The following is a 25,679-nucleotide window of genomic DNA, read 5'->3' on the forward strand; positions in this document are numbered from 1 at the left end:
AATATATGGATAACAGTTCCCAGGTCAAATCGAAGCAATTTTCCAAGTCATTGTGGCGATTAGCGGCGAGCTTGCCGATCGCATTGGGAGTTGTCTGGGGTAACCCAGTGTTGGCCAAACCCGATCCCAATACGCTTACCTACGGAGAACTATTTAAAGAGGTCGATCGTGGGGTAGTCTCGAAGCTCGAACTCGATCCGGTCAGTAAGATAGCCAAAGTTACAGTAGCCGATCCAACCGCTAGTGGCAAACAGCGGATTAAAGAAGCGGTGTTGCTAGATGATAATTCCGAGCTGTATAACAAGCTCAACGCCAAAGGCGTCGAATTTAGCGTTCAGAAATCTGCCGATCGCAATGCCATTTTTGGGCTGCTCGGTAATATCCTGTTATTAGTGTTCGTAATTACCGTACTATCGGCCATTATCCGTCGATCGGGAAATGCTTCGGGACAAGCTTTGAGCTTTGGCAAATCCCGCGCCCGCTTTCAGATGCAGGCCAAAACAGGTGTGATGTTCGACGATGTAGCGGGGATTGAAGAAGCCAAAGAAGAACTTCAAGAAGTAGTGACTTTTCTGCAAGAGCCAGAACGGTTTACTTCTGTCGGTGCCAAAATCCCCAAAGGGGTACTCTTGGTAGGGTCGCCAGGAACGGGTAAAACCTTGATGGCCAAAGCGATCGCAGGTGAGGCAGGCGTCCCATTCTTTAGTATTTCTGGTTCGGAATTTGTCGAAATGTTCGTCGGTGTGGGTGCTTCTCGCGTCCGCGATTTATTTAAAAAAGCTAAAGAGAATGCTCCTTGTTTGATCTTCATCGATGAAATCGACGCAGTGGGTCGTCAGCGGGGCGTAGGCATTGGTGGCGGTAACGACGAGCGCGAACAGACCCTCAATCAATTACTGACCGAGATGGACGGATTTGAGGGCAATAACGGCGTAATTATTATCGCTGCTACCAACCGCCCCGATGTATTAGATACGGCCTTATTACGTCCGGGACGATTCGATCGACAGGTGCAAGTAGATCCGCCCGATTTTAAAGGTCGCTTGGCGATTTTACAGGTACACAGTCGCGACAAAAAAGTCGATCCGGAAGTTTCGCTCGAAGTCATTGCGCGCCGGACGCCAGGATTTACTGGTGCAGATCTGGCCAACTTGATGAACGAAGCAGCGATTTTTACCGCGCGGCGGCATAAAGAAGCCATTACCATGTCAGAAATTAACGATGCGATCGATCGGGTCGTGATGGGCATGGAAGGTCGTTCTCTAGCTGATGGCAAAAAGCGACGCCTCGTTGCTTATCATGAAATCGGGCACGCGCTCGTCGGTGCGATCGTCGGCTACAAGCCGCTCCAAAAGGTCACCATCCTCCCACGCGGTCGGTCGGCAGGTTCGGCCTGGTACATGCCCGATGAAGAGCAGGGGCTGGTTTCTCGTGCTGAATTTTTAGCAGATATTGCGACGACGATGGGCGGACGAGCCGCAGAAGAAGTTATTTTTGGCTCTTCGGAAGTAACTGCTGGGGCTAGTGGTGATATTGAAATGGTCACCAATACCGCACGCAATATGATAACGCGCTATGGCATGTCGAGCCTCGGCCAATTTGCCCTCAGCTCGGATGGCGATTGTTCGGAGGAGATTGCCGCAAAAATTGATAATGAAATTCGCAATCTCGTCGAAGCCGGACATCATAAAGCAGTGGAAATTATCACTGAGAATCGGCAACTAGTTGACGTACTCACCGATTTATTACTGGATAAAGAAACGATCGAAGGCGAAGAGTTTCGCCAAATTATCGATCGCGAAATGGGACGCAAGGAAGTCATCCAAGCTAAACCCGCTCTAGCTAGTTCTTAAGTCAATACTGACATCTGAAGTTCGCCACTTTGCTCATTAGGGTAAAGTGGTTTTTTGTTTGGCGTTGCTGAATCTAGGTATAAAAAGCTAGAGGAGAGAGCGGGGAGCCGGGAGCGATGCGCGCACGCCTTTGTTTCCCGACGGGTTAGCGCATCAAGACAGCGGGGAAAGAAGAATACGAGAATGAAAAATCATACTGCAATTGAGCAACGCCGTTTGTTTTAGGCTTGAGGTTTTAGGCTTAAGAGAAGAGTTGAGTGTCTGCTGCTCGATCCGCAATCCCCCTTCCTTTTTCCCTCTTTGGAACTCGATCGATTTTTAGCAGTCCTAGTCAAGAGAGACGCAATCGACTTAAACTAAATTGACTAAAACATTTAATTCCCCGAATCAACCGATGCAGAAATCATTTCAACGCTTAATCGTAGTTAGTTTACTCATGGGTACCCTGATTTTGGGTGCTTGCGATAGTCCCAAAAGACCGCAATCCGATAGTTCTTCTAGCACGCCAACAGCGGCTAGCACTCCCGCTCCAGCAAGTAATACCAACCAGTTTCCCGGACTACCCAGACTCAATGGCAAAGCGACAGTAGTGATGACTGTCAGAGGTAACAAACAAATTACGATCGAGTTAGATGGTAATAATGCCCCCATTAGTGCGGGTAACTTTGTCGATTTAGTCCAAAAAGGATTTTATAACGGCCTGAGTTTTCATCGTGTCGTCCGCCAACCACAGCCTTTTGTCGTCCAAGGCGGCGACCCCAAAGGTAATGGTACTGGTGGTTACGTCCCCACCGGATCGAGTACAGAGCGACGGATTCCCCTCGAAATTAAGCCCAAAGGCGCAGCAGCACCAGTATACGGTCAGACTATTACAGACGTGCCCGAACTCCAGCACAAACGCGGTACGATCGCCATGGCTCGATCTCAGTCACCCGATTCGGCATCTTCCCAGTTTTATTTTACTCTTGCCGATATTGCGTTCCTCGATGGTAATTATGCTGTCTTCGGTAAAATCACCAACGGGTTAGACATCATCGACACCATTCAACAAGGCGATAAAATTACCTCAGCGAAGGTAACTCAAGGAATTGAGAATCTTAAGAAATAATCGATATTTATCGATAAATTCTTAACGTGTTGTTTAGAATTAGGGAGAGGGGCAGATCGAGACATTGCCCCTCTCATTAGTTTTAAATATGTCGCTCCTATCAAGGTTGCTAGTGTCTGAAAATGCAAGTTGTGATTACCGGGATTGGGTTTAGATCTGCATTGGGCAACTTGACGGACACTTGGCAAGCCGCGATCGACGATCGATCCGCGATTAGATGGCATCGACCGTTTGCCGATTTATCCCCACTGCCATTAGCTTTAATTGCTACCCAGCCGCAACACGTTCTCGATCTCACTCTTACCGTTGTGGCTGAAGCAGTCCGAGATGCGGGTTTGAGCTTACCATTACCCGATTGTGGCGTGGCGATCGGTTCGAGTCGGAGTTGTCAGTCACAATGGGAACACTTCACCGCCAATCTTCCGAACGAGCCAGATTTAACTAATTGGCTAGATACGTTACCCCACAGTCCGGCGATCGCTACAGCTAAATATATTGGCTCTCGATCGGCTGTATTAGCCCCAATGGCGGCTTGTGCGACGGGGATCTGGTCGATCGCGCAAGCTGTGAATTTGATGCGTTCTGGAGCCTGCGAGCGGGCGATCGCGGGAGCTGTCGAAGCCCCGATTACACCACTGACGATCGCGGGTTTTACCCAAATGGGTGCCTTGGCGACGACGGGTTGTTATCCATTCGATGTGCGGCGGGAAGGGTTAGTTTTAGGCGAGGCGGGGGCGGTATTGATCTTAGAGACGGCGGAATTAGCTAGATCGCGCGGTGCCAAGATTTATGGGGAAATATTAGGATTTGGCTTGACGAATGATGCTTACCACATGTGTGCGATGGACGAGTCAGGAACGGCGGGTGAAAAAGCAATCTGGCAATGTTTAGAGCGATCGCATCTTAGTCCCGCCGATATCGATTATATCCACGCTCACGGTACGAGTACGCCCCTCAACGATCGCCGTGAAAGCCAATTAATTCAGCAAATCTTTCCCGATGGCGTCGCAATTAGTTCCACAAAAGGAGCGACGGGACATACATTAGGGGCATCAGGTGCTGTTGGCGTTGCATTTTGCTTGCAAGCGATCGCGACTCAAACTTTACCACCCTGTGTTGGTTTAAAGAATCCTGAATTCGATCTCGATTTAGTTACCGTTCCCCGCCAGACAGATGTAAATAATTTGCTGTGTCTGAGTTTTGGCTTTGGCGGACAGAATACCGCGATCGCTTTAAAAAAATGTTAGAGATCGTCTCAATACGGTTCGGTTAGCTTCGCTTGAGATCTGAATCCCCCAACCCCCTTAAAAAGGGGGCTTTAAAAGTCCCCCTTTTTAAGGGGGATTTAGGGGGATTTCAACCTAAACCGGAGCAACTAACTCACGATTGGTTTTTAACCGAACCGTATTAGAGATCGTCTAACACAGAATTTGATTAGGGAATAAACAATGGAAGAACTCCCGAACGTCGATAATCCGCTCGATCTGCTCTTTGGCGGGATGGAAAAGCTGAGTCTAGGAGGCAATGAACATACCTTAAATGTTCTACATCTGTTACCAACCCAACAATTTCGGACGATCGTCGATGCAGGTTGTGGAACGGGGCGGCAAATAATGGTGCTACGCGGACTAATTAATCAGTCCGCGTGGCGGACTTCGTATCATCAGCTCCTGCTTGGTGCAACACCTGCGGAGGAAACATCCGCGTGATTGCATCCGCGATTTCAATCGGTGGCGGTGGAGGAACGAAGCTAATATCCTTAACCCAAACTGACGTTACTTAATCCAAAATCCAAAATGTATTAAATCGAATAATACAAGGGAAAAGATTTGGCTTCTTTGGGTTTGATATACACCTTTTGCTGCGGTTCTAAATGTAACTCATCGAAGCGATCGCGAGTCAGATGTGCCGAAATAACTTGCCCGTCGGCTAGAGCTAATTCTGCCTGAATTTCCCAGCCCAAATGAATGATGCGCGTGACCGTTGCGGCTGTCAGCGAACTATCTGGCTCGGTCTCGATCGAGATATCTTGGGGGCGGAGATATACTTGGGGATGATTGGCTTCAAAGCCGTTATTTTGGAAAATATCAGCACTGCTGGGTAACACGTTTACGGGGCCGATAAAGCTCATTACAAATGCACTCGCTGGTCGGTCGTAAATCTCCGCTGCGGTGCCGACTTGCTCGATTTGACCTTTATTCATCACCACAATTTTATCGGCCACTTCCATCGCCTCCTCCTGATCGTGGGTGACGAATACCGTCGTTACATGTACCTCGTCATGCAGGCGGCGCAACCAGGCGCGCAAATCCTTTCGGACTTTGGCATCTAACGCGCCAAAGGGTTCGTCTAGTAATAATACTTTGGGTTCGACAGCGAGCGATCGCGCCAAAGCCACGCGCTGTCTCTGTCCGCCGGATAATTGAGAAGGGTAGCGATCGCCCAATCCCGACAACTGTACCAGTTCTAGCAATTCATCGGCTCTAGCTTTGATTCTCGCCGGACTTGCCTTGCGAATCTTCAAGCCAAAACCAATATTTTCCCGAATTGTGAGGTGTTTGAATAATGCGTAATGTTGAAATACAAAGCCGATATTGCGCTCTTGAACGCTCTGATGGGTGGCATCGGTGCCAGTCAGCCAAATTCTACCGCTATCGGGCGTTTCGAGTCCAGCAATCAGTCGCAATAATGTCGATTTTCCAGAGCCTGAAGGGCCGAGTAGAGCCACTAGCGCGCCCGATTCGATTTCGAGATCGACACTATCGACTGCTTGAAAGCTGCCAAATCGTTTCGATACATTTTTTACTGATATACCCATTTATTTAAACTACCCGATCGCTAAATTTTACTATTAATACTCAATCTTAAACGTTGTCCGATCCTCAGCATCCCAAGTGGTTAGAAACCACTCCTCGGAGTGCAAAGTCCGCCTACGCGGACTGATTTCCTAGTCCGCGTAGGCGGACTTTGCATCACTAGCGGCGATTTCAATCGCTGGCACTCTGGCACTCCCACACGCTACCCTGATAAATCGAGCGGAAAACCGTGATATCTTTAAATATAGTATCCGATCGAATGCTTGTGGAACTATCTTCTCGACTAGAATATGCTTTAGTTGCTCTGCTCGAAATCGCCGACAGGCAGGCACAAGGCAAGCCGCTCAAGGTAAATGAGATTGCGGCTAGTCAATCTTTGCCAGAACGATATCTCGATCAGATCTTTACATTGCTCAAACGTCAGGGCATTCTCTCTAGTCAACGGGGGATGAAAGGTGGCTATTTACTCGCCAGAGAACTGTGGCAGATTACGCTGCTAGATGTCGTCATCGCGATCGAAGGTAGTGGCGATCGTAAAAAAGTCGATCCGGCTACTCCCAATACGCTCGAAAAAACCGTCATTGTAGAAACATTTTCAGGTATTAAAGATTCGGTAAACGATATTCTTAAAAGTTATACACTTCAAGATTTAGCAAAGACATTAGAAGCTCAACGGCAAAACAGTCCAATGTATTACATTTGAAGCACAATTTTTAACTCCGACTATCGATAGCGTCTGCTGCCCAGCATATTTTTCGCCATATTTCTAATTCTCTTTTTTGTCCCGTGCTGATATATGTACTCAAGCTGATGACGTTTGATATCTTCTTTGTATAATAAATATTCTTGAATATTAGCAGGATAATTTTGAATGCAGTCCTCGATAATCTCGTCAGAAATTGGTATTTTACTTATTGTTTCTATCATGCTTTTGTTTCGATGATAAGTTTGAAATATTTCACTTGCAAATTCTGGACTATGGACTAATTTTTTGTATTGCTCATCACTCAGTCCTTTCCATCTGAAGAGATCGACTAGAGCTGCTTTTGCCATAGCTCTATCTTCATCTATTTTAGCTAGCTCGATATAGTTGTCTATGCTGCAATCGTCTAAATACTTATTATCTTGTAATATTTTTCGGAAGGCACCATATCTATAATGCTCTGTAGATTTATCATTTGAATGAATAAAATGCTCGTATAGATTTAGCAAGAATGCTCGATCGATGAAATCGTATTCCAGCCATTTAACCTGGAATTTCATTTCCATTAGTGCTCGATCGATTAATTCTTGTTTAAACATGAAATTATCAACCCAATTAGATAGATCGACAAGTTACTATTTATCTTTAATTCGCGTTTTGCTTTCCAAAACTTCCTTAATGATTAACGTCACAGCGGCAAGTAAAGCTAGTAAAACTGCTGCCGAAAAAGCGGCTTCGGTTTCGTATTGTTTGTAGGTTTCTTCGACAAACAATGGCAAACTTTGAGTCGTATTGGCCACATTTCCAGATACCACCGAGACGGCTCCAAATTCCCCCATCGCGCGGGCATTTGTCAGCAATACGCCATACATCAAACCCCACCGAATATTGGGTAGCGTTACCCGCCAAAAAATCTGCCAATCGCTGGCACCGAGAGTCCTAGCGGCTTCTTCTTGATCCACACCAGCTTCTTCGAGGACGGGAATAACTTCTCTAACGACAAATGGCATACTGACAAAAGCAGTTGCCAAAGCCATCCCTGGAAAGGCAAATACAATATCGATGCCGCGATCTTGCAACCAGCCCCCAAACCAACCTTGACGTCCGTAGAGCAGCATAATCATTAAGCCTGCGACGACGGGAGAAATCGACAAGGGTAAATCGATAATACTCAATAATAACGTGCGTCCGGGAAATTGATGTCGCGCGATCGACCAAGCCGCACACAAGCCAAATACGGTGTTAATCGGGACGGTAATCAGAGCCAACAACAAGGTAATTCTGACCGCGTTGAGAAAATCTGAGCGGCTAAGGTTGGCTATAAATGGTTCTAGCCCTTTATGAAATGCTTGATAAAAAACGTTAATTGCCGGAATATAAATAATCAGGATAATATAAGCGAGCGATAGTCCGATTAAGATGGGTGGTATCCAATTAAATGGTTTTTTCGCTGGCCCTTGACGGACTAAAGCATTGGCCGGATTACTATTCTTCATAACGTTGACCCCAAGCTTGGAGGATATTAATTCCCAGGAGCAATACTAATGAAATTAACAATAAAACTACCCCAATTGTCGTTGCGCCAGCATAGTCGTATTGCTCCAATCTTTGGAAGATTAACACTGGGGCGATTAAGTCTTTAAAAGGTGTATTCGAGGCGATAATTACGGTCGAACCATATTCGCCGACCGCACGGGAAAATCCTAAAGCCATTCCCGTCAAAATCGACGGCAAGAGTGGGGGCAAAATCACTTGTCGAAAAGTTTGCCAATCCGATGCACCCAGACACCATGCGGCTTCTTCGATATCTTTTTCCATCTCAATCAGTACGGGTTGCACGGTGCGGACGATGAATGGCAGCGAGATAAATAACATCGCCATGCCTACTCCCAACCGCGTGAAGGCGATTTTGATGCCAAGTGGCGCGAAGAGACTGCCAATCCAGCCATTATCGCTATAAACTGTGGCTAAAGTCAGACCCGCAACTGAAGTCGGTAGCGCGAAGGGTAGATCGATCGAAGCATCGACAATCCGTTTACCAGGAAAATCATACCGTACTAAGACCCACGCGATCGCGGTACCAAACAAGCCGTTAAATAGCGTGGCGATTAAAGATGTGGTGAAGGTAATATCGTAGGTCGATATGGCGATCGGGCTACTAGCTACTTCCCAAAATTTAGCCCAGCCATCGCTCGCCGCTTTGGTAAACATTGCTACCAGGGGCAGAAATAGCATCGCACTCAGGTAAAACCAAGTCAGTCGCCACGTCCATGATAAATGGCGAATGCGATCGAACCACTGTTTCCAAGCTGGTTTGGGTTTGACGAGAGAGGCGGGGATAACGTTGCTCATATATGGAAGTTAAAAGTCTAAATTTCATAGTGCCAGAAAGGATCTTGATTCTCTTTTAGAGAGGCTGCTCCAACGAGCGACACTATAAAATGACGCTGATGGCGTTGAATAATTCCGCGCTCTATTAGAGATCCTACGATCCGAGTCGCCGTAACTCGCGACGTGCCAACAATTTCTGAAATTTCTTGATGGGTTAATAATAGATCGATTAAATGACCGCCCTCCACAGCTTGTCCGAATCTACTTGCCAACCAATTCAATAATCGCACGATTGATAATTCAATATGCCGATTGTGGACGATTTTGATAAATTCTTCGTTGTGGCGCAGATGTTGAAGCAGCTCCTCAGTCATATCTACCAAGTTGCTTACCGGGATCGGTTCAACGGTTATATCCGTTAAACATTCTATTTCATAAGGCGCGATCGTTGAGAGACTGCTACCCACAATATCCCCTTTACCCCAGATTCCCAAGACAATCATTTCGCCTGCCTCAGTCCAGGTAAAAGTCCGCACTATCCCTGCTGCTATTTTCCAGAAAAAATCTGGCTCCTCAGGTAAGGTTGTCCGGCGTTGGAAGTGACGGGTGATGTTCGTTCTTGTCAGTGTTGGCATTAGCTCTGAAGAATGAATAATTTATCTAAACTTGGCTCTATGCAGCGGCAAAATCGCAAGGATGCCATTGTTGTTGAAGTCGCTGGATATGTTCGTGGAGTTGATAACGATAATCAGTGGGTAAATTACAGGTAGCGGCACCACGCATCACCACTCCGGCATACCAATCATTCGGGGGGTATTCAGTTGACAATTTATCTACTACCACATAAGTCTTCACCTGCAAATAATCCCGATTTTGACACTGCACAGTTACCAATTCATGGCGGTAGCCGCCTTGGGGTACGCATTCGCGCACATCTAAGGCGGGAATTAACCGTGCAGGCAGTCGATATAAGACTCCATGAACTATTGAGTCTCGATCGGGTACGATGTCTAAGGCTCCGCAGTTACGATGCTGGGCGTAGTAATAAAAGCCAAGTCGATAACCCGTCAGTGTTGCCGTCCCCACAATATATGGCTCGACTGCTTCTTGCAATGTCCGCTGTAAATCTACAGGACACATGCAAGAACCATAGGCAAAGTAATTGCAAAATTCTGGTTCCCTATCTGTCATGATGGCGATCGAATCTGGAATTAATTAATCGATATTTGCGAACACTAATGGCACCGAACCACGATCGAAAACTTCTACCCCCAGCTCCTGGAGATATGTCAGCGCGGTTTCGATATTTTGGGGATGGCCTTCTAAATTAAGATTGAACCAGCCGCCGCCAGTAGCTTTGCGGTCTAATATTGCTGCTTGAAAATTGACGACCAGATGATAGTTACCGATGAGTTTAGCTAATACTGGCTCCTGATGTAATTGCTGAGGAATATTAATATCGATCGATGTTAAGACTTTTATTGGAGATTCATTTAAGGATAGATCTGGCATTCGGACATACCTACTTAATAAAACGGTGTGTAGCAACTCGAACCGAAAACTCTGCCGATCGAGAGATGACAAAGAGCGAGTAGATGAGTATCGATCGCCACATGCCTGTGGTGACGGTGCGAACGAGCGTAAATCGAGAGTATTTACGATAACTTTATGGGATTACCGTAAATATCATTGCTATCATAGCATGACCTGTGTTAAAGTCGATCGTAATAATAACGGTAAGTCGATAGGTAAGCAGTAGTAATCTATTGAAATGCCAGAATTCCCGATCGGTATATGGATTATGAACGATACCCAACCTCTCACCGAGATCGATCGTGACGATCGATCTGTTATCTCCAGAGATCGCTTTCAATCTAAAATTAGTGCTAACCCGATCGAAGTAGCGATCGCCGATTGGCAAACCATTAAACAACGCGATCCAGCCGCCCGAAATTGGGTGGAGATCTTATTTTGTTATCCTGGTTTTCAGGCGATATGTTGCTACCGATTATGTCATTGGTTGTACCGTCTGGGAGTACCATTCTTGCCACGAATTATAGCTAGTTTGACTCGATTTTTTACAGGAATTGAAATTCATCCGGGTGCGATAATTGGCAAAGGAGTATTTATCGACCATGGTACGGGAGTTGTAATTGGTGAAACTGCAATTATTGGCGATGGCGTTGTTATTTATCAAGGTGTAACGCTCGGCGGTACTGGCAAAGAAACGGGTAAACGCCATCCCACCCTGGGCGATCATGTCTTAGTCGGTGCGGGTGCCAAGATTTTAGGCAACATTCAGATTGGAGATCGCACCAATATCGGTGCGGGTTCGGTGGTACTCAGAGATATTCCCAGCGACTGCACGGTTGTCGGCATTCCCGGACGCGTAATTCGCAATGGTAGTCGGACGATCGATCCAACTCAAAATTTGGAATATTTACCAGATCTAGAAGCTGAGGTCATTAGTAAGTTATTCGATCGTATTAAGAGTTTAGAACAACAAGTTCGAGATCTCGACGAGCGACTGCATCCGACTAGTGAAGGTGAGCTAAAAACCGCTCATCTTCAGGATAGAACGGAGAATGACAAAGAGATCGAAGATTTTCTTTATGGTGCGGGAATCTAATCGGAAGTAGTAATAATTTAGGGGCAAACTAATATTTATGAAAATTGCTAATAACATTACCGAATTAGTCGGTAAAACGCCGCTAGTCCGACTCAATCGCATTCCCCAGTCGGAAGGTTGCAAAGCAGAAGTTTTAGTCAAATTGGAAGGCATGAATCCCGCCGCCTCAGTCAAAGATCGGATTGGAGCGAGCATGATTCATGCCGCAGAAGCCGCAGGACAAATTGCACCAGGTAAAAGCATCATTGTCGAACCAACTTCTGGGAATACAGGGATTGCCCTGGCAATGGTTGCCGCCGCCAAGGGTTATCGGCTGATTCTGACGATGCCAGAAACCATGAGTTTAGAACGCCGCGCCATGCTCAAAGCCTACGGCGCACAGGTAGAATTAACTCCAGCGGCTGAGGGCATGAAGGGAGCGATTCGCCGCGCCGAGGAAATTGTCGCCTGTCGGGGCGACTTGTCGCCTATAACGCTGATAGGATAAGTCTCATAGCTCTCAAGCCTTGTTGATAATTAGGTAGTTTATGTGGGGACAAAGACATTAATTCAACAACAACCTGCCAATTACTAGATGTTGAATCGACCCATGATTCACCCCAGAGTCCAATATAGAAAGTGCTATGTCTAGCATATTTTCGGTGATGTTCTGTTTTTCTGCCGAGATATTCTTGAACTTGCTTTGATTTGATATCTATCCCTTGGATGATACTCTTCAAGTATGCTAGTGATAGCAAAATCAATAATTTGCTCAATCGTTCGCCCGTTAAATTAGTCTTTTCTAAGTTATATCCTCCGCCCTTAAAGTCTCGAAACATCTCCTCAATTCCAAATCTTTTAGCATAGGTATCAACTGCTGCTTGTAGATCTGCCAAGCTGGTCAGAATATACCAAGGCTCTTTTGTGGTAATATTTCGATATTTACCTAGCCATTTACCTGCTAGGTTAAATCCTTCAACTGGTGCAGTTTTTCTAATTGTTACTTCTTGATTAAAAAAGCTATTTCCTGGCTCTAATCCTAGCCTTTTCAGTTCAGTCCACAATTCCTCTTCAGTCTTGATACAAACATTCTTTTTCAGTCGTAAACAGAAATCTATTTTCTGCTCTCTAAGCCAGTTCGCAAGAGTAACACTACAAAATTCACGATCTCCCAGTACCAACAAGCTATAATCTGATAGGGCAGCGAATACTGGGGTTAATACTAATTGTTGGTTTTCCAATGTACTGTTCCCTTGTTTATCAAGCATTTGCCAATAAATAGGAATTGCTCTCTTTCGCCAAATCATACTGACCATCAAAATATTGTTTGATTGCCATTTGGTTCGATCTATTGCTAAATATATAATATTATTCTGTTTGACATTGCCTTTAATCCAAGCAATCACTAGTGATAACCAAACATTATCTAAATCCCATTCATCATTTGATAAAAATCTCTGGACTTTTTTTCTTCTGCTTTCAAATTTAATTGGCATCGCTAGTTTTGTTGCGATGCTTTCTAGCGTGACTTCTTTAATAGATTGCACTACTTGAATCAATAAAATTGTCAATAAGTAGTTACCGCGTGTGAATTTTTCTGACAAATGGGCATGATACAATTCTGGTAACATTTAATTGTTTTTTGGGTAAGAAGCTCTCTTACCCTATCTTTTTTGATACTATTTGTCTAGAGTTGTCTCTCTGCCGAGTTTTCAGGCGACCTGTCGCCCCGTCAGAATTGTCGCCGGATTGCCCGATGCTTTTATGCCGCAGCAGTTTAACAATCCTGCCAATCCTCAAATTCACCGCGAAACTACAGCCGAAGAATTGTGGGCGGATACCGATGGCACGATCGATATTATCGTGGGCGGTGTCGGTACTGGCGGTACGATTACGGGCATTGCCGAAGTTATCAAGCCTCGCAAACCGAGTTTTAAAGTTGTGGCTGTCGAACCGACTAATAGTCACGTTTTATCTGGCGGTAACCCAGGAGCGCATAAAATTCAAGGAATTGGCGCGGGATTCGTGCCCAGAGTACTGCGGACAGATCTGATTGATGAAGTAATTCAGGTGACGGATGATGAAAGTATGCGCTTCGCGCGGCGGTTAGCAAAAGAAGAGGGACTACTGTCGGGGATTTCGTCGGGAGCCGCTTTGTGGGCTGCGATTCAAATTGGCAAACGTCCAGAAAATGCCGATAAGCTCATCGTGTTCGTTCAACCCAGTTTTGGCGAACGCTATCTGAGCACGGCATTATTTCAAGATTTGCCAGATGTAGAAGTTGTTAAATTGCCTTCGCTGGCTAGTGTTTGAGCGATCGTTAAGGCTGAGAAACCGATTTCGGTCGCTGTCTTCCAAAACCCCGCATCTTTCAAGGTACGGGGTTTTGCGGCGATCGGACAACAGATATAAAATAGTAACAGCCGCTTGCACCAAGCTACAGATCGATAAACCTGCTGTATGAAGACTGTGGATGTGGGATCTAGCTAGTTACCCAAGTTGGCAGTTACTGAAGTAGCCACCGATTTTAATCGGTGGCGGTACTGACTCGATCGATCGTCCAACCTTGAAGCTACCAAGATCGATCGCCGTTCGCCGTTTGCCGTTGGCAGGGACTACCATGACTGAATCACTATCATCACAACCTGTTGCCCCAAAGTTACCTGCTAACGAACCAGAACGCTTGGCAGCACTGCATCGCTATCAGATTCTCGATACTCCTGCGGAAGCGGCTTTCGATCGGATCGTCGCCCTGACGGCGCGACTATTTAAAATCCCCACGGTGCTGATTTCGCTAGTAGATGAGTCGAGAGCTTGGTTTAAGTCTAGCATTGGTTTTGATGCCCCTGAAGTATCGCGCGACGATACGATTTGCAGCTTTGCCGTGTTAACCGACGAACCGCTAATCGTGCCCGACACTCGGCTCGACGAGCGGTTTGTTTGCAATCCGTTCGTGCAATGCGAAGCAGGAATGCGATTTTATGCAGGTGCGCCGCCGATCGATCGAGATGGCTTTAATCTGGGTACGCTGTGTATGCTCGATAGTATCCCCCACGACCCCCTCACCGCCGAGCAACAGGCAACCTTAATAGATCTGGCGGCAATGGTCGTAGACGAACTAGAACTAAGATTGGCAGCGCAGCAGATCGCCAGAGTCGATGCCGCATTGGTCGAAATTACCCAAGGTGTGGCGAGGGTAACGGGTGAGGCTTTTTTCGACGAACTGGTACGACACTTTGCCAAGGTTTTGGGCACCGATTACGCTTACATTGGCTTGGTGGAAGGCCACGAGCCGAAAATGATGCGCACGATCGCCACTTGCGCTCGCGGTAAAATTGTCGAGAATCTCGAATATCGGCTGCAAGATACGCCCTGCTGGGAAGCGATCGAACAGCAGAAAATTTGCTGCTACCCCCGCAACATTCGGGCACAATTTCCCAATGCGGCTCTACTTAAGCCGCTTGCAGTCGAAAGCTATATCGCGATTCCGTTCTATGGCTCTACGGGTAATGTCATGGGATTGTTGGGCGTAATGGATGGTAAACCCCTAGAACAGGTGCAGCTAGCCGAATCGTTACTAACGATCTTTGCCACTCGGATTGCCACCGAGCTAGAGCGTCAACAACACGAGCTGATGCTCGTCGAACAGACACGACTGCTAGAAGCAGTCTCCACGGGTCGGTCGATCGATGAATGTCTGAGCGCGCTGTGTCGCTCTGTTGCCAAACTCAGCCCCAGCACACGCGCCTGCGTCCTACTGAGTGAAGATCGCCGATCGAAGTTTCCGCGTTCGATTACCCCAGACTTCCCACCGTCTTTGAGCCAAGGATTCAAAGATACGCCGATTAACGAGCTAGAAATCGGGACGTGTGGTACGGCTGTATATTACGGTCAGCCTATCAATTGTAGCGATATTGCTACCGACGATGAGTGGTCGCCAAGCTGGCGGGACTTATGTATCGCACATGGCATTAGGGCTTGTCATTCCGCACCCATAATGGGTATCGATAATTTGCCCCTCGGTTCGTTGATGTTGTGCTTTAGTGAGGCACGATTGCCAACCGATTGGGAATATAAGCTGGCTGAATTTGGCACTAAAATTGCCAGTATCGCGATCGAGCGATTGCGATCGATCGAAAACCTTTGTGAGAGTGAGGAGCGGCTGAATTTGGCACTCACAGCCGCAGATCTGGCGACCTGGGATGCCGATTTGTCCACGGGTCAAATCATTTGGTCTGGCGATCTCGTGCGGATTTTGGGCCACGATCCCGCCGCTGATGGCGCAGCTACCGTCGAGATGTACCTGAGCCGCGTTCATCCTGACGATCGAGCGGCGGTGACGCAGGCATGGGAAATAGCCCAACGGGATCGATCGCTCTACGATCTCGAACATCGCTTCGTTCGCGCCGACACTGGGGCAGTCGTCTGGGTAGCAGCCACCGGACGATTCCTCGATAATCTGGCAGGAGCAGGGATGCGGTTTGTCGGGGTGATGTTCGATATTACCGAACGCAAACAAATCGCAGCGAACCTAGAGCAAAGTAACGCCCGATTTGAGGCGGCGATGCTAGCAGTGCGGGGGATGGTATTCGAGTGGAATCTGCAAACGCAAATAATCTATCGCTCCGAAGGATTGTACGATCTACTAGGATTTCGGGCTGAAGCTGTGCCGCCAACAAACGAGTGGTGGACGGAGCGGGTGCATCCTGATGACCTAGCTCGCGTCCAATCGGAGTTCCAGACAGCTCCAGCAGGAATCGCTCGGTTTGAGAGCGAATATCGCGTCCGTCATGCGGCAGGGCACTGGGTATACGTCTCGGATCGGAGCTATTTCCAGTACGATGCGGATGGAACACTGCTCAAGGTCATTGGCTTTAACACCGATATTAGCAAACGCAAACGGGCAGAGGAAGAGTTACGTCAGAGTCAGGCACTCGCGCAACTACAACTGAGTGAGATCGCCGCAATTTATCAAACCGCACCCATCGGTCTAGCAATTCTCGATCGGGATTTGCGCTACGAGCGCATCAATCAACGGCTAGCCGAAATTAACGGTATTCCGACTGAAGACCATATCGGGCGCACCATCCGCGAAATAGCACCCGATCTGGCAGATCTAGCCGAGCCGCTATTTCAACAAGTTTTAACAACGGGCGCACCACTACAAGATTTAGAACTTAGCGGTGAAACGAGAGCCTTACCAGGAGTGTGCCGGACTTGGATCGAAAATTGTTTTCCCCTCAAGGATGAAACCGGACAAATCATGGGGATTAATGTCGTCGTCCAAGAAATTACCGATCGCAAACGCGCCGAAGCCGAACTGGCACGAGTCAATGGCATCTTGACTGCAACGATCGATGGTACGTCCGATGTGATTTTTGTCAAGGATTTACAAGGACGTTACGTCATTGCCAATTCAACCGCAGCCGAGTGGCTCAACGTCAGCGTTGCAGACCTAATAGGGCGCGATGACACGAGCTTGTTCCCACCGGAGATCGCCCTTGACATCGCCCACCTCGATCGACAAGTCATGGATACAGGCGAATCGATCGTTTATGAAGAAGAGATTCCCAAGCAAGGCAGCCTCAGATCGCTCCTATCGGCAAAATACCCGTGGCGAGATCCTCACGGCCAGATTGTAGGCGTCATCGGCATTTCGCGCGATATTACCGATCGCAAACGCGCCGAAGCCGAACTAGCCGAACGCAACAAAGAGCTAGACAGTTTCGTGCATACTGTTTCTCACGATCTCAAGGCTCCCTTACGGGCGATTTCTAACTTGTCCCAATGGATTGAAGACGATTTAGAAAACCAATTACCGCCAGAGAATCAGCAACAGCTTCAGCTCCTGCGCACCCGTGTCAAACGCATGGAATCGATGATTGACAGTTTACTACTATACGCACGAGCAGGACGTCAAGAAGCTCAGTTGGAAACCTTCGACCTTGCCGAACTGCTGAGCGAAATTATCGACTCTCTCGCCCCGCCGGAGGGCTTTAAAATCGAGATTCAGCCATCTTTACCAACACTTACGACCAAACGCGTATTTTTGAGCCAAGTTTTTGCTAACTTAATTAGCAACGCCATCAAACACCATAATTCTGTAACCGGACATCTGGACATTTCGGCGATCGAATATCCCAACTACCATGAGTTTATCGTCTGTGACGACGGCCCTGGTATCGCGCCAGAACATCACGAACGAGTCTTTGACATCTTTTTAACTCTTAAAGGTAAGGAAAATAATAACAATACGGGAGTTGGTTTAGCGATCGTTAAAAAGATTGTCGAAGCGGAGGCAGGCACCATTCGGTTAGAGTCCAGCTTGGGACGGGGCACAACTTTCTATGTTACCTGGCCGAAAAGTCATCAGTAACCTGAGTTTGGGATCGGAGGTTAGTTAGTCAGCGATCGCCTGACGATCGCGCCAAAATTTACCAAGGGAACGTGCGGTAATAATCACCTTGTAACCTTTGGTAAGGAAAACCGAATGGTTATACTCACGCGGAGTATACACAAAGCATAGAGAGACTACGGAGATGTCCAGCCAATAAACTGTGTAGCCAAGGACTTAGACTCCCGCTCTCTACCGTTAGGTGAGAGTCGAGTAGGCAAGCATGGATATGTCACTTATGTATGAGAAATTGCCAACATCAAACCCTTACGGGCGTCGAAACAGATTGCAAGACGTCAGTCATCAGTTATGATAGAGGGTATTGTAAAGTACATCCACGGAGACAGTCGATCGATGGTCACGTTAAAAATCGTAGTTAATCTTGTAGTAGCAGCATTTCTGCTCGTATTCATTTTTGGTTTCTTATCAAACGATCCTTCACGGAACCCCAGCCGTCGCGATCTGTCTGAATAATATAGTTCGGACAAATATCGAAACATCGGGAGTAACAGCGTGGGGAAAAAGTTAGATCGGTATATGGCTCGGCGAACCTGGAAAGCCGCCCAGTATTTATTACTATTGTCCTACTACTCGATCGACATTTCTCTACGTCCCGTGCTAGCTGGCTCTGTGGCTCCATTGCCAAGCGTAAATAGCACCCCTGCGGCCAAATCGTCACCATTGACCTATACGATCGTCCAAAATGGACCTGAAGTGCCTCCCACGACTAATATTTCGGCACCAAGTGGCAAGATCGAACTCGATGCCCAACAGCAAGAATTTGATAACAACACGCAAATAATTACGGCGAGTGGCAAAGTAGTGGTACGCTTCAATAAAGCCCTACTGACTGCCGATCGATTGCGCGTCAATCTGCTTACTAAAATTGCGACTGCTGACGGTAGTGTCACGCTAGTGCGGGGCAAGCAGATCCTCTACGGGACGCAGTTTGAATATAACTTTGAAGACGATCTCGGTAGCATCGTCGAGGCGCGTGGGGATATTTATCAGCCGACATTAGTTCGGGATCTCAATCTCGTTTCGCCAGCATCTGTTCCCACTCCCGCAGGCGAAAAACCATTTACCGAGATTCTCCTGAGCGATCGCTTGCGGAACGATCAACCAGTCACCAATATTCGCAATCCAGGCTCGGTTGGCATCAATACCAGCGAGCGTGACATCGATTTTCAGCCGACGCTCAGACCGACAGGTGGTACGGTTACTCGCTTGCGCTTTCAGGCGGATAAAGTTGACTTTACTGGCGATCGGGTGATTGCCGAAAAAATTCGGATTACCAACGATCCATTTTCACCACCAGAACTCCAAGTCAAAGCCGATCGTGCTGAGTTTAAGACGATTAATAGTGAAGAAGATGAAATCCTCACCCGTAATGCGCGCATTACGGTAGAAAATAGCTTTGATATCCCGCTGTCCCCAATCTTTCGCGATCGAGTACTTATCAACAGACTCGGTAAAAGTCCTAACCCCTTCAATTTTGGCTTTGACGGACAAGATCGGGGTGGCTTCTTTATTGAAAATGCTTTTTATCCAGTTTTCGATCCGCGATTTAAGCTGACAATTACACCCCAATATTTCGTCCAACGTGCTGTGACTGGCTTGAGTTTTTTCGATCCTGCGTCATTTGGCGTCAAAACCAACATCGAGGGAAATCTCAGCCCAAATACTACATTGCTAGCATCGGCAGCCTTAGCAGGCTTAAATTTTGACAAAATTAGCGATAATTTTCGCGGCCAAGTTGCAGTCAGACAAAACCTCAATTTGTTTGAATATCCGCACGTATTTACCGCAGAAGCATCTTACAGACAGCGAGTTTTTAATGGTTCGTTAAGAGATCAAAATATTCAATCTAGTATTGGTGCCGTTTTAGCTTCTCCTTATATTCCGGTCGGCAACACGGGGGCGAGCTTTAACTATCAACTTGGCGCACAGGCGATTAATGCTAATACCGATCGACAAAATCTGCTCGGAGCCAATCGTACTAACGATTTAGTCTCGCTCAATCGCTATCAAGCATCTGCCAACCTCGGTAAAAGTTTTAAGCTGTGGGAGGGTCAGGGTTTACCTCCCAATCAAAAAGAAACATATAATTATAGTCCGACTCCAGTCATTCCTTATCTTCAGCTTAATACCGGAATTCAAGGAGCAATTAATAGCTATAGCAATGGTGAAAACCAACCAGTCATTGGCTATTATGTCGGCATTCAAGGCCAGTTTGGTAATTTTTCTAAGCAGACTTTCGATTATACCGGATTTAATCTCACTTACTTCCAGCAATTTCGCGGTACGAGTTCGCCATTTCTATTCGATCGAATCGTAGACAATCGGATTTTATCCGCAGGTATCAATCAACAAATTAGCGGCCCATTTCGACTGGGGATTCAATCGTCAATTAACTTAGATTCCGGACAACAAATTAGTACAGATTACTATTTAGAATATAGTCGGCGTACTTATAATGTCATTCTCCGATACAATCCGGCTTTACAGCTAGGATCGATCGGGTTTAGGCTGAATGATTTTAATTGGGATGGCATCACGCCTAGTTTTTAGGAGTCTCTGGCAATGGGTAATGGATAATGGGTGGAACGCGATTCCACAAGCCCTCTGTCTTCTGCCTTTTCTTAACCAGTAAGTTAATAGTACCGACAACCTCATCCTGTCAATCCTTTAATCCTCAAATCCCGATCTGATTAATGTGTTACCGATGGCAGGTTTTATTCGATAATTGGTGTTACATATTCAGATATTCGATCCAATTCTAATTCCTCAGTTCTGATTAGCTTTCTGCTTATGAGTTCTCCTTCTCACTCCAATCCCTGGCTCGGTCGATCGCTCGGCGATAACCAGCGGTATCGTCTGGATCGACGCTTAGGCGGAGGCGGGATGGGAGACGTTTTTTTGGCAACCGATACTCGTGTCGGTCAGCAGGTGGCATTGAAGCTGCTTAAAGATAACCTGGTAGAATCGCCAGAAATGATCCAGCGATTCGAGCATGAGATCGCGATTTGTGCGGCACTCCACAACGATCATATCGTCAAGATTATGGATTCTGGAGTCACGCCAGAAGGCTATCCGTTCTATGTAATGGAATATCTGCGCGGGATTACTTTAGGCGAATTATTACGTGCCGAGCCGCGACTGTCACTCGATCGCACGGCAAAGATCGTCAGTCAAGTGTGTAATGGACTGCTCCAAGCGCATCAAGGGGTGAATTTACCGGAGGGAGAGCACATTGAGGCGGTGATTCATCGCGATCTCAAGCCGGATAATATTTTTCTGCAACCGACAGATTTAGGAGAATGGGTCAAAATTGTGGACTTTGGCATTGCCAAAATTCGCTATAAAGATCGTCAAAATCAAACGCTGACGCATACTTTTTTGGGGACATTACGCTATGCTTCCCCAGAACAAATGATGGGAGATCGGGAGCTAGACGCCAGATCGGATATTTACAGTCTGGGCGTAATTCTCTACGAAATGCTCAGTGGTGCCGATCCCTTTGGTTTTAATATTCAATCACGCCCGATGAGTGAGGCATCGTGGATTATCGCGCATACCTCCGAGCAACCGATTGCCTTGCGATCGCAGCCCGGTTGCGATCGATTGCCAGCTAGTCTGGAAGCCGTAACCCGCCGTTGTCTAGAAAAAAATCCCGATCTCCGGTTTGCCTCGGTAGCCGAATTTAATCTCGCTCTCCAAGCGACCCTAAATACTCCCACTATAGAAGAAGAACAGACGATCGTTCGACCCCGCCCGGAAGCTACGCCCGCTGCTAATAATGATGAAACGATCGCCAACGCGATTTCGCCACCACCACTTTCGGCACCAACAGCGATTAATCCTCTCATCATCCCATCCCAATTGGAAACGATTCGGCGAGCGGCATCGCCTGTAGAACCAGCACTGAGTGCCAACCTTGCAGAAACGATCGCGCAACCGATTTCGCCCCAGCCGAGCGGTTCGTCTACGCCAACGCCTCAACCAATACCGAGTGCCAACCTTGCAGAAACGATCGCGCAACCGATTTCGCCTCAACCGAGCGGTTCGCCCGTAGCAGCAATCTCGAACCAGAGCGCGCCCCCATTTACACCGCCAGTCGTAGAGGGCAAGACACAGGCGCAACCCCATCCGTCAGTGCCACCTAGCAATCCCCAGACACCAACCGCTGCTGAAATGCGATCGTCGGTGGAACCCGCCCAGCATAAAACTTCTGGTCTAAAACTCGCGATCGGTTCTGTGGTGGGATTGACCTTAATCGGCGGAATATATATATTGACACAATCTCGACCCGCTCCAGTAGTGACAAATCCAGCAGGCTCTCCCACCGAGTCATCGCCACCAACTGCACCCGCTAATCAAGACAATACTGCCACAGCCGAGCGATTGGCTGTGGCGATTAAATCGCTAGACGAGCGTAAAATTCAAGCAGGGGATGAAATTAGTTTGCAATCGGCGATCGATTCTGCTAGCCAAGTCTCCCAAAGTAGTCCTGATTATGCCACAGCTCGAGCGATCGGTGCAGACGCAGCTCGCTTGTCTGAGGCAATTAAGTTAGCTAATCGAGGTAAATTAACTGAGGCGATTGCAGCAGCCAAAAAAATCTCCAGTCAGAGTCCAATCTTTAAAAAAGCCCAAGCTTATATTGAAGAATGGAAAAAGGTCTAGGTTACCGATCTCAACTTAAGCCCCACAGCGGGGTTAGAACGCTGGCAACTTAACTCAATCCTCATAAACCGAGGGATCGATCGCGTCAATCAACTCCTCGGACGCGACGTAATTGTCGCGAACTACTTGCTGACAGCGCAGACAGGCAGCGGCACCTTCTTGGTACCACCAGCGACAGGTTGCGCGAATGGCACAGGCGGGGAGGCGATCGGTTACAGTAGGTAAACCATCGACAATGCGGGCAGTGAGGCGACATTTTGCACCATCAAAATGCGCACAACCATTTTCGATACAGGTAGCGGCAATCCGAAACATTTCGGCAGGTTTTACGGGCGCATCGAGAGCTAGTAACTCTGGAGGAATGGGTTTGACTCGATCGAGATGAACTACATGAGGTTCTTCAGGCGTACCGACGACGATGCCAAAAATTACACTACCAGACATTTCGGCATCCGCACTGGGACACATCAGGGATTTTGACGCTTTAGTTGACTGACGATCTAATACCATTTTGGATTTTGGATTATGCGGCTCGCGCTCTGGAGGTTCCCTCCAGATTGAGCGAGACAAGACAGGATTAGGGAAACCTTAGTATATGGGGAATCTATCAACCTATATGTCACCATTGTTTTTAAAATGGGTAGCAAGCTTAATTGACATCGTTGAAGACTGAAGTTACGCGCTAATTATTAGCGATTAGGGTTGACAATGATGCCGTTAATAATTGGTCCTTTGTTGGGGTTGGCAATTTTGCCATTAATAATTGGCCCGTTAGGATTTTCGATTCTGCCATTAATAATTGGCCCTTTGGGATTAACAAATCGACCGTTAATAATCGGTCGAGTGGGCTTGACAACAATACCATTCACAATTGGCCCATTGGGTTCGCCAACCGCAATGCTTTCTGTCTCGCCTTTGGCAAGTAGTGCGCGATTAATTGCCAACTCAATTAAATTGTCATAATTGCCATCGAGATCGATCGATTTAGCAATAGTCCGGCTGAGATTGGTAATCTGCTGGCTATTTTCGGGGGTAGAGCCTGTGGCGGCAAACGCACTGTTTGCACCCAAAAGTAACCCAGTCAGTGTTAATAAGGCTAATAAAAATTTAGTTTTCATCACAGAACCAAAGGATAGAGGAATGTAAATATTCATACAAGTTCCGCAATCGTCATTTCGGAAAAGTGAAAATAGCTAAAAAAGTCAGTGACGATTATTTTGCTTAACTTTGATGCCGCCAGCCGGATGGGAGCGATCGGGCGTGGTTTTCTGATTTTTAATTTGACCGATTTTGCGCTCGGTTGGAGGGGCCCATTTACCGCCAATTAGTGGCTTTTTATCGTTCTGGCGTGCATCTGGCGGAGTGGCAACTGGCACGCCAGCAGTCCGAATTTGAGGCAGGGGAACCTCGTTAACTTGCTGCGCGATTAAAGCGCGATCGATAGCCATTTCTACCAAACTATAAGTATCTCGATCGAAACCGATTAATTCAGCCATAGTTTGACTGAGATTAGCATTCTGACGATCGGTTATCGGTGCAATTGTTGTTACCGACGCACTATTCGCACTCCAGCAAAGTCCGCTCAGCGCGAGGAACATCAACAAAAACTTAGTTTTCATACGAGCAAATTATGGTGAGAAATTAGAGCGATGTGCCTACCTACGGCTGACGCCAGCCAGGATCGATACAATTTTGCCGAGTAGGATTTCGCAAATATTGCCTGAAACCTCAAGCCTCAAACCTCAAACCTCAAACCTAACACCTAAAGCCTAAAGCCTAAAGCCTAAAACCTAACACCTAAAGCCTAAAACCTAACACCTAAAGCCTAAAGCCTAACACCTAAAGCCTAACGCCTATTCAAGGCTAAACTTTCGGCTAATAATTGCTCGATCGAGTTTAATAATTCTACCTGTCCCCAATCTCGATACAAACTGGCTGCGATCGCCAGTCCCCCTGCACCGACACCTTCTTTGACAAACCCGCGCTCGTATACTTGCAACTGTAGATATTTGGAGTCGGTAAAACTAAGACTCGTCGAGATCAGGGGAATTTGGGGAATCGCTCGTGCTAGTGCCACAGTATCGCCAGATCGATCGGTAGCTACCCAATCAGTCGTCCCGACGACGATCTGACGGGTGTCGATTTCGATACCTAGATCTACCCCGATCGCCTGAATTAGAGCTGCTACAGCCAGCATTTGCGTGCCTCCAGCGAGTAATACACCACAGTTGCGACTGGCAGCGATCGCCATCCCCGCTACGACAATTTGCATCGGATCGCCGATGGCGGCTACTAGTTCCCAAGGGGAAAGCGGTAACTTTAAGCGCGCTAATCCGCGATCGACTATTTCCTGTTTCTGTTGATGATTGCACACCGGGTGAGAGCTATTGACTTTGCCCATCGCATCGATACCCAAACCCGCTAGTAAACTCAGCGCGGTAGTAGTCCCGCCGACAACGCATTCCCCGATAATTATGTAGCTATGGTTACCCACGATCGTCATCAATTTTTCACCCCAGACACAACCCTGTCGATAGAGGTGCTCCACAGTCGCCAGCGACAAGGCTGCACCTGTTGTCAAACATGCCGCAGGCATTCCACCCAAATCTGCATGGGGCACAGTTGGCGGTATCGGCAACCCAGCATTGAGGATATATGTGGGTAAATCTAAAGCGGCGACGATCGCCCGCGAGATATATACAGGCGATGCACCCGCAATCAGTGGGGGTAATGGGTAATCTGGCTGGAGTCGCGCCCCCCGCGCCAAAAATTCCGCATCCGCGATCGCCGTATACTGCCGATCTTCTGGTGTCTTACCCGCAGCCGAAATCCCTGGAATCAGACATGTATGTGTAAACCCTAACACGCACGCAAATACTGGTAATTTACCTCGATACCGCTCCAACCACTGTTGAGCTTGTAATGGTTGGGTATGAATCTGAATCATTGGTTATTAACGATCGATGAAGCGAACGAGCACTGTAGTTTTAGACATTATAGTAGATGCCTCCCTCGAAAAAATCCCTTCCCAGGAGGGGATTTTTTTAGCGATCCCCAGATCGATCGATAGTGGGATCGCCTGAGTCAATGTCGTTACTTTTGGGCATTATAAACCTAGTATCGATTCTAATTTTTGCTCGGTGTAACGTACTTGGCGCAATCGATCGGATAGATATCGAC

The 25,679-nt window shown here is 47.3% G+C and carries 23 protein-coding genes and 2 pseudogenes; 12 read left to right on the forward strand and 13 right to left on the reverse strand.

All coding sequences use genetic code 11. The features are described 5' to 3' along the window. The first annotated feature begins 5 nt into the window (after nucleotides 1-5). From ftsH to CHA6605_RS00095, 4 genes are all read left to right on the forward strand, one after another. Nucleotides 6-1,853, forward strand: coding sequence for an ATP-dependent zinc metalloprotease FtsH (ftsH, locus tag CHA6605_RS00080; RefSeq protein WP_015157505.1), 1,848 nt, complete (start codon nucleotides 6-8; stop codon nucleotides 1,851-1,853). A 394-nt stretch (nucleotides 1,854-2,247) separates the two neighbouring features. Beyond that, nucleotides 2,248-2,961, forward strand: coding sequence for a peptidylprolyl isomerase (locus CHA6605_RS00085; RefSeq protein WP_015157506.1), 714 nt, complete (start codon nucleotides 2,248-2,250; stop codon nucleotides 2,959-2,961). Between the two features lie 122 nt (nucleotides 2,962-3,083). Continuing rightward, complete coding sequence (locus CHA6605_RS00090) at nucleotides 3,084-4,208, forward strand: beta-ketoacyl-ACP synthase (RefSeq protein ID WP_015157507.1); 1,125 nt, start codon at nucleotides 3,084-3,086, stop codon at nucleotides 4,206-4,208. Nucleotides 4,209-4,409: 201 nt separating this feature from the next. Then, a complete protein-coding gene (locus CHA6605_RS00095) occupies nucleotides 4,410-4,670 on the forward strand; it encodes a hypothetical protein (protein WP_015157508.1) in 261 nt (86 codons plus the stop codon). 92 nt (nucleotides 4,671-4,762) lie between these two features. On the opposite strand, the gene CHA6605_RS00100 is transcribed toward CHA6605_RS00095, so the two are convergent. Continuing rightward, complete coding sequence (locus CHA6605_RS00100; protein WP_015157509.1) at nucleotides 4,763-5,779, reverse strand: sulfate/molybdate ABC transporter ATP-binding protein; 1,017 nt, start codon at nucleotides 5,777-5,779, stop codon at nucleotides 4,763-4,765. A gap of 257 nt (nucleotides 5,780-6,036) precedes the next feature. Between CHA6605_RS00100 and CHA6605_RS00105 the strand changes: the two genes are divergently transcribed. Further along, on the forward strand, nucleotides 6,037-6,480 hold the full coding sequence (locus CHA6605_RS00105; RefSeq protein ID WP_015157510.1) for an RrF2 family transcriptional regulator: 444 nt from the start codon (nucleotides 6,037-6,039) through the stop codon (nucleotides 6,478-6,480). A 20-nt stretch (nucleotides 6,481-6,500) separates the two neighbouring features. On the opposite strand, the gene CHA6605_RS00110 is transcribed toward CHA6605_RS00105, so the two are convergent. The 6 genes from CHA6605_RS00110 to CHA6605_RS00135 are packed head-to-tail and all read right to left on the reverse strand — an operon-like array spanning nucleotide 6,501 to nucleotide 10,323. Further along, complete coding sequence (locus CHA6605_RS00110; RefSeq protein WP_015157511.1) at nucleotides 6,501-7,079, reverse strand: hypothetical protein; 579 nt, start codon at nucleotides 7,077-7,079, stop codon at nucleotides 6,501-6,503. Between the two features lie 36 nt (nucleotides 7,080-7,115). Then, nucleotides 7,116-7,976 carry a sulfate ABC transporter permease subunit CysW gene (gene cysW / locus CHA6605_RS00115; protein ID WP_015157512.1) on the reverse strand — a complete coding sequence of 287 codons (861 nt, stop codon included), beginning with the start codon at nucleotides 7,974-7,976 and terminating at the stop codon, nucleotides 7,116-7,118. Further along, complete coding sequence (gene cysT / locus CHA6605_RS00120; protein WP_015157513.1) at nucleotides 7,966-8,832, reverse strand: sulfate ABC transporter permease subunit CysT; 867 nt, start codon at nucleotides 8,830-8,832, stop codon at nucleotides 7,966-7,968. The genes cysW and cysT overlap by 11 nt, the downstream gene beginning before the upstream one ends. Before the next feature lie 17 nt (nucleotides 8,833-8,849). After that, nucleotides 8,850-9,446 carry a Crp/Fnr family transcriptional regulator gene (locus CHA6605_RS00125; RefSeq protein ID WP_015157514.1) on the reverse strand — a complete coding sequence of 199 codons (597 nt, stop codon included), beginning with the start codon at nucleotides 9,444-9,446 and terminating at the stop codon, nucleotides 8,850-8,852. Between the two features lie 37 nt (nucleotides 9,447-9,483). Beyond that, nucleotides 9,484-10,002, reverse strand: a complete 519-nt coding sequence (locus tag CHA6605_RS00130) for a gamma-glutamylcyclotransferase family protein (RefSeq protein ID WP_015157515.1) — start codon at nucleotides 10,000-10,002, stop codon at nucleotides 9,484-9,486. A 24-nt stretch (nucleotides 10,003-10,026) separates the two neighbouring features. Further along, nucleotides 10,027-10,323, reverse strand: a complete 297-nt coding sequence (locus tag CHA6605_RS00135) for an NIL domain-containing protein (protein ID WP_015157516.1) — start codon at nucleotides 10,321-10,323, stop codon at nucleotides 10,027-10,029. A gap of 259 nt (nucleotides 10,324-10,582) precedes the next feature. Between CHA6605_RS00135 and cysE the strand changes: the two genes are divergently transcribed. Together cysE and CHA6605_RS00145 are read left to right on the forward strand one after the other, a co-directional pair. After that, nucleotides 10,583-11,440, forward strand: a complete 858-nt coding sequence (gene cysE / locus CHA6605_RS00140) for a serine O-acetyltransferase (protein WP_232432152.1) — start codon at nucleotides 10,583-10,585, stop codon at nucleotides 11,438-11,440. A gap of 37 nt (nucleotides 11,441-11,477) precedes the next feature. Continuing rightward, nucleotides 11,478-11,885: pseudogene (locus tag CHA6605_RS00145) on the forward strand (PLP-dependent cysteine synthase family protein); the annotation flags it as partial. A 22-nt stretch (nucleotides 11,886-11,907) separates the two neighbouring features. On the opposite strand, the gene CHA6605_RS00150 reads toward CHA6605_RS00145, so the two are convergent. Beyond that, a complete protein-coding gene (locus tag CHA6605_RS00150; RefSeq protein WP_015157518.1) occupies nucleotides 11,908-13,050 on the reverse strand; it encodes an IS4 family transposase in 1,143 nt (380 codons plus the stop codon). 112 nt (nucleotides 13,051-13,162) lie between these two features. Between CHA6605_RS00150 and CHA6605_RS00155 the strand changes: the two are divergent. After that, nucleotides 13,163-13,732 (forward strand): annotated as a pseudogene (locus tag CHA6605_RS00155) (pyridoxal-phosphate dependent enzyme); the annotation flags it as partial. Between the two features lie 177 nt (nucleotides 13,733-13,909). Here CHA6605_RS00155 and CHA6605_RS35995 read toward each other — a convergent pair. Further along, on the reverse strand, nucleotides 13,910-14,041 hold the full coding sequence (locus tag CHA6605_RS35995) for a hypothetical protein (RefSeq protein ID WP_269744551.1): 132 nt from the start codon (nucleotides 14,039-14,041) through the stop codon (nucleotides 13,910-13,912). Between CHA6605_RS35995 and CHA6605_RS31080 the strand changes: the two genes are divergently transcribed. The 4 genes from CHA6605_RS31080 (at nucleotide 14,040) to CHA6605_RS31085 (ending at nucleotide 22,499) form a co-directional block, all read left to right on the forward strand. After that, nucleotides 14,040-17,795, forward strand: a complete 3,756-nt coding sequence (locus tag CHA6605_RS31080) for a PAS domain-containing protein (protein WP_015157519.1) — start codon at nucleotides 14,040-14,042, stop codon at nucleotides 17,793-17,795. The two genes, CHA6605_RS35995 and CHA6605_RS31080, sit on opposite strands and share 2 nt — an antisense overlap. Before the next feature lie 372 nt (nucleotides 17,796-18,167). Next, nucleotides 18,168-18,287 (forward strand): photosystem II reaction center protein I, encoded by a 120-nt coding sequence (psbI, locus tag CHA6605_RS32325; protein WP_015157520.1) that lies wholly within the window; start codon nucleotides 18,168-18,170, stop codon nucleotides 18,285-18,287. A 63-nt stretch (nucleotides 18,288-18,350) separates the two neighbouring features. After that, a complete protein-coding gene (locus tag CHA6605_RS00165; protein WP_051038618.1) occupies nucleotides 18,351-20,384 on the forward strand; it encodes a DUF3769 domain-containing protein in 2,034 nt (677 codons plus the stop codon). Nucleotides 20,385-20,624: 240 nt separating this feature from the next. Next, nucleotides 20,625-22,499: a serine/threonine protein kinase gene (locus tag CHA6605_RS31085; RefSeq protein ID WP_015157522.1), complete on the forward strand. Its 1,875-nt coding sequence runs from the start codon at nucleotides 20,625-20,627 to the stop codon at nucleotides 22,497-22,499. A 54-nt stretch (nucleotides 22,500-22,553) separates the two neighbouring features. Here the strand turns inward: CHA6605_RS31085 and CHA6605_RS00175 are convergent, their stop codons facing one another. The 4 genes from CHA6605_RS00175 to cobT all read right to left on the reverse strand — a co-directional run bounded on the left by CHA6605_RS00175 (nucleotide 22,554) and on the right by cobT (nucleotide 25,446). Next, nucleotides 22,554-23,009 (reverse strand): hypothetical protein, encoded by a 456-nt coding sequence (locus tag CHA6605_RS00175; RefSeq protein WP_015157523.1) that lies wholly within the window; start codon nucleotides 23,007-23,009, stop codon nucleotides 22,554-22,556. A 179-nt stretch (nucleotides 23,010-23,188) separates the two neighbouring features. Beyond that, the gene (locus tag CHA6605_RS00180; protein ID WP_015157524.1) at nucleotides 23,189-23,653 is read right to left on the reverse strand and encodes a hypothetical protein; all 465 of its coding nucleotides are present in this window, start codon (nucleotides 23,651-23,653) and stop codon (nucleotides 23,189-23,191) included. 48 nt (nucleotides 23,654-23,701) lie between these two features. Then, a complete protein-coding gene (locus tag CHA6605_RS00185; protein WP_015157525.1) occupies nucleotides 23,702-24,118 on the reverse strand; it encodes a hypothetical protein in 417 nt (138 codons plus the stop codon). A 227-nt stretch (nucleotides 24,119-24,345) separates the two neighbouring features. After that, a complete protein-coding gene (cobT, locus tag CHA6605_RS00190) occupies nucleotides 24,346-25,446 on the reverse strand; it encodes a nicotinate mononucleotide-dependent phosphoribosyltransferase CobT (RefSeq protein WP_015157526.1) in 1,101 nt (366 codons plus the stop codon). Nucleotides 25,447-25,679 lie beyond the last annotated feature (233 nt).

Source organism: Chamaesiphon minutus PCC 6605 (assembly GCF_000317145.1).
Classification (GTDB): Bacteria; Cyanobacteriota; Cyanobacteriia; order Cyanobacteriales; family Chamaesiphonaceae; genus Chamaesiphon; species Chamaesiphon minutus.

Coding starts and splice junctions, on each gene's coding strand:
- ftsH (WP_015157505.1), top strand. CDS start 6: ATGGATAACAGTTCCCAGGTCAAATCGAAGCAATTTTCCAAGTCATTG.
- CHA6605_RS00085 (WP_015157506.1), top strand. CDS start 2,248: ATGCAGAAATCATTTCAACGCTTAATCGTAGTTAGTTTACTCATGGGT.
- CHA6605_RS00090 (WP_015157507.1), top strand. CDS start 3,084: ATGCAAGTTGTGATTACCGGGATTGGGTTTAGATCTGCATTGGGCAAC.
- CHA6605_RS00095 (WP_015157508.1), top strand. CDS start 4,410: ATGGAAGAACTCCCGAACGTCGATAATCCGCTCGATCTGCTCTTTGGC.
- CHA6605_RS00100 (WP_015157509.1), bottom strand. CDS start 5,779: ATGGGTATATCAGTAAAAAATGTATCGAAACGATTTGGCAGCTTTCAA.
- CHA6605_RS00105 (WP_015157510.1), top strand. CDS start 6,037: ATGCTTGTGGAACTATCTTCTCGACTAGAATATGCTTTAGTTGCTCTG.
- CHA6605_RS00110 (WP_015157511.1), bottom strand. CDS start 7,079: ATGTTTAAACAAGAATTAATCGATCGAGCACTAATGGAAATGAAATTC.
- cysW (WP_015157512.1), bottom strand. CDS start 7,976: ATGAAGAATAGTAATCCGGCCAATGCTTTAGTCCGTCAAGGGCCAGCG.
- cysT (WP_015157513.1), bottom strand. CDS start 8,832: ATGAGCAACGTTATCCCCGCCTCTCTCGTCAAACCCAAACCAGCTTGG.
- CHA6605_RS00125 (WP_015157514.1), bottom strand. CDS start 9,446: ATGCCAACACTGACAAGAACGAACATCACCCGTCACTTCCAACGCCGG.
- CHA6605_RS00130 (WP_015157515.1), bottom strand. CDS start 10,002: ATGACAGATAGGGAACCAGAATTTTGCAATTACTTTGCCTATGGTTCT.
- CHA6605_RS00135 (WP_015157516.1), bottom strand. CDS start 10,323: ATGCCAGATCTATCCTTAAATGAATCTCCAATAAAAGTCTTAACATCG.
- cysE (WP_232432152.1), top strand. CDS start 10,583: ATGCCAGAATTCCCGATCGGTATATGGATTATGAACGATACCCAACCT.
- CHA6605_RS00150 (WP_015157518.1), bottom strand. CDS start 13,050: ATGTTACCAGAATTGTATCATGCCCATTTGTCAGAAAAATTCACACGC.
- CHA6605_RS31080 (WP_015157519.1), top strand. CDS start 14,040: ATGACTGAATCACTATCATCACAACCTGTTGCCCCAAAGTTACCTGCT.
- CHA6605_RS35995 (WP_269744551.1), bottom strand. CDS start 14,041: ATGGTAGTCCCTGCCAACGGCAAACGGCGAACGGCGATCGATCTTGGT.
- psbI (WP_015157520.1), top strand. CDS start 18,168: ATGGTCACGTTAAAAATCGTAGTTAATCTTGTAGTAGCAGCATTTCTG.
- CHA6605_RS00165 (WP_051038618.1), top strand. CDS start 18,351: ATGGCTCGGCGAACCTGGAAAGCCGCCCAGTATTTATTACTATTGTCC.
- CHA6605_RS31085 (WP_015157522.1), top strand. CDS start 20,625: ATGAGTTCTCCTTCTCACTCCAATCCCTGGCTCGGTCGATCGCTCGGC.
- CHA6605_RS00175 (WP_015157523.1), bottom strand. CDS start 23,009: ATGGTATTAGATCGTCAGTCAACTAAAGCGTCAAAATCCCTGATGTGT.
- CHA6605_RS00180 (WP_015157524.1), bottom strand. CDS start 23,653: ATGAATATTTACATTCCTCTATCCTTTGGTTCTGTGATGAAAACTAAA.
- CHA6605_RS00185 (WP_015157525.1), bottom strand. CDS start 24,118: ATGAAAACTAAGTTTTTGTTGATGTTCCTCGCGCTGAGCGGACTTTGC.
- cobT (WP_015157526.1), bottom strand. CDS start 25,446: ATGATTCAGATTCATACCCAACCATTACAAGCTCAACAGTGGTTGGAG.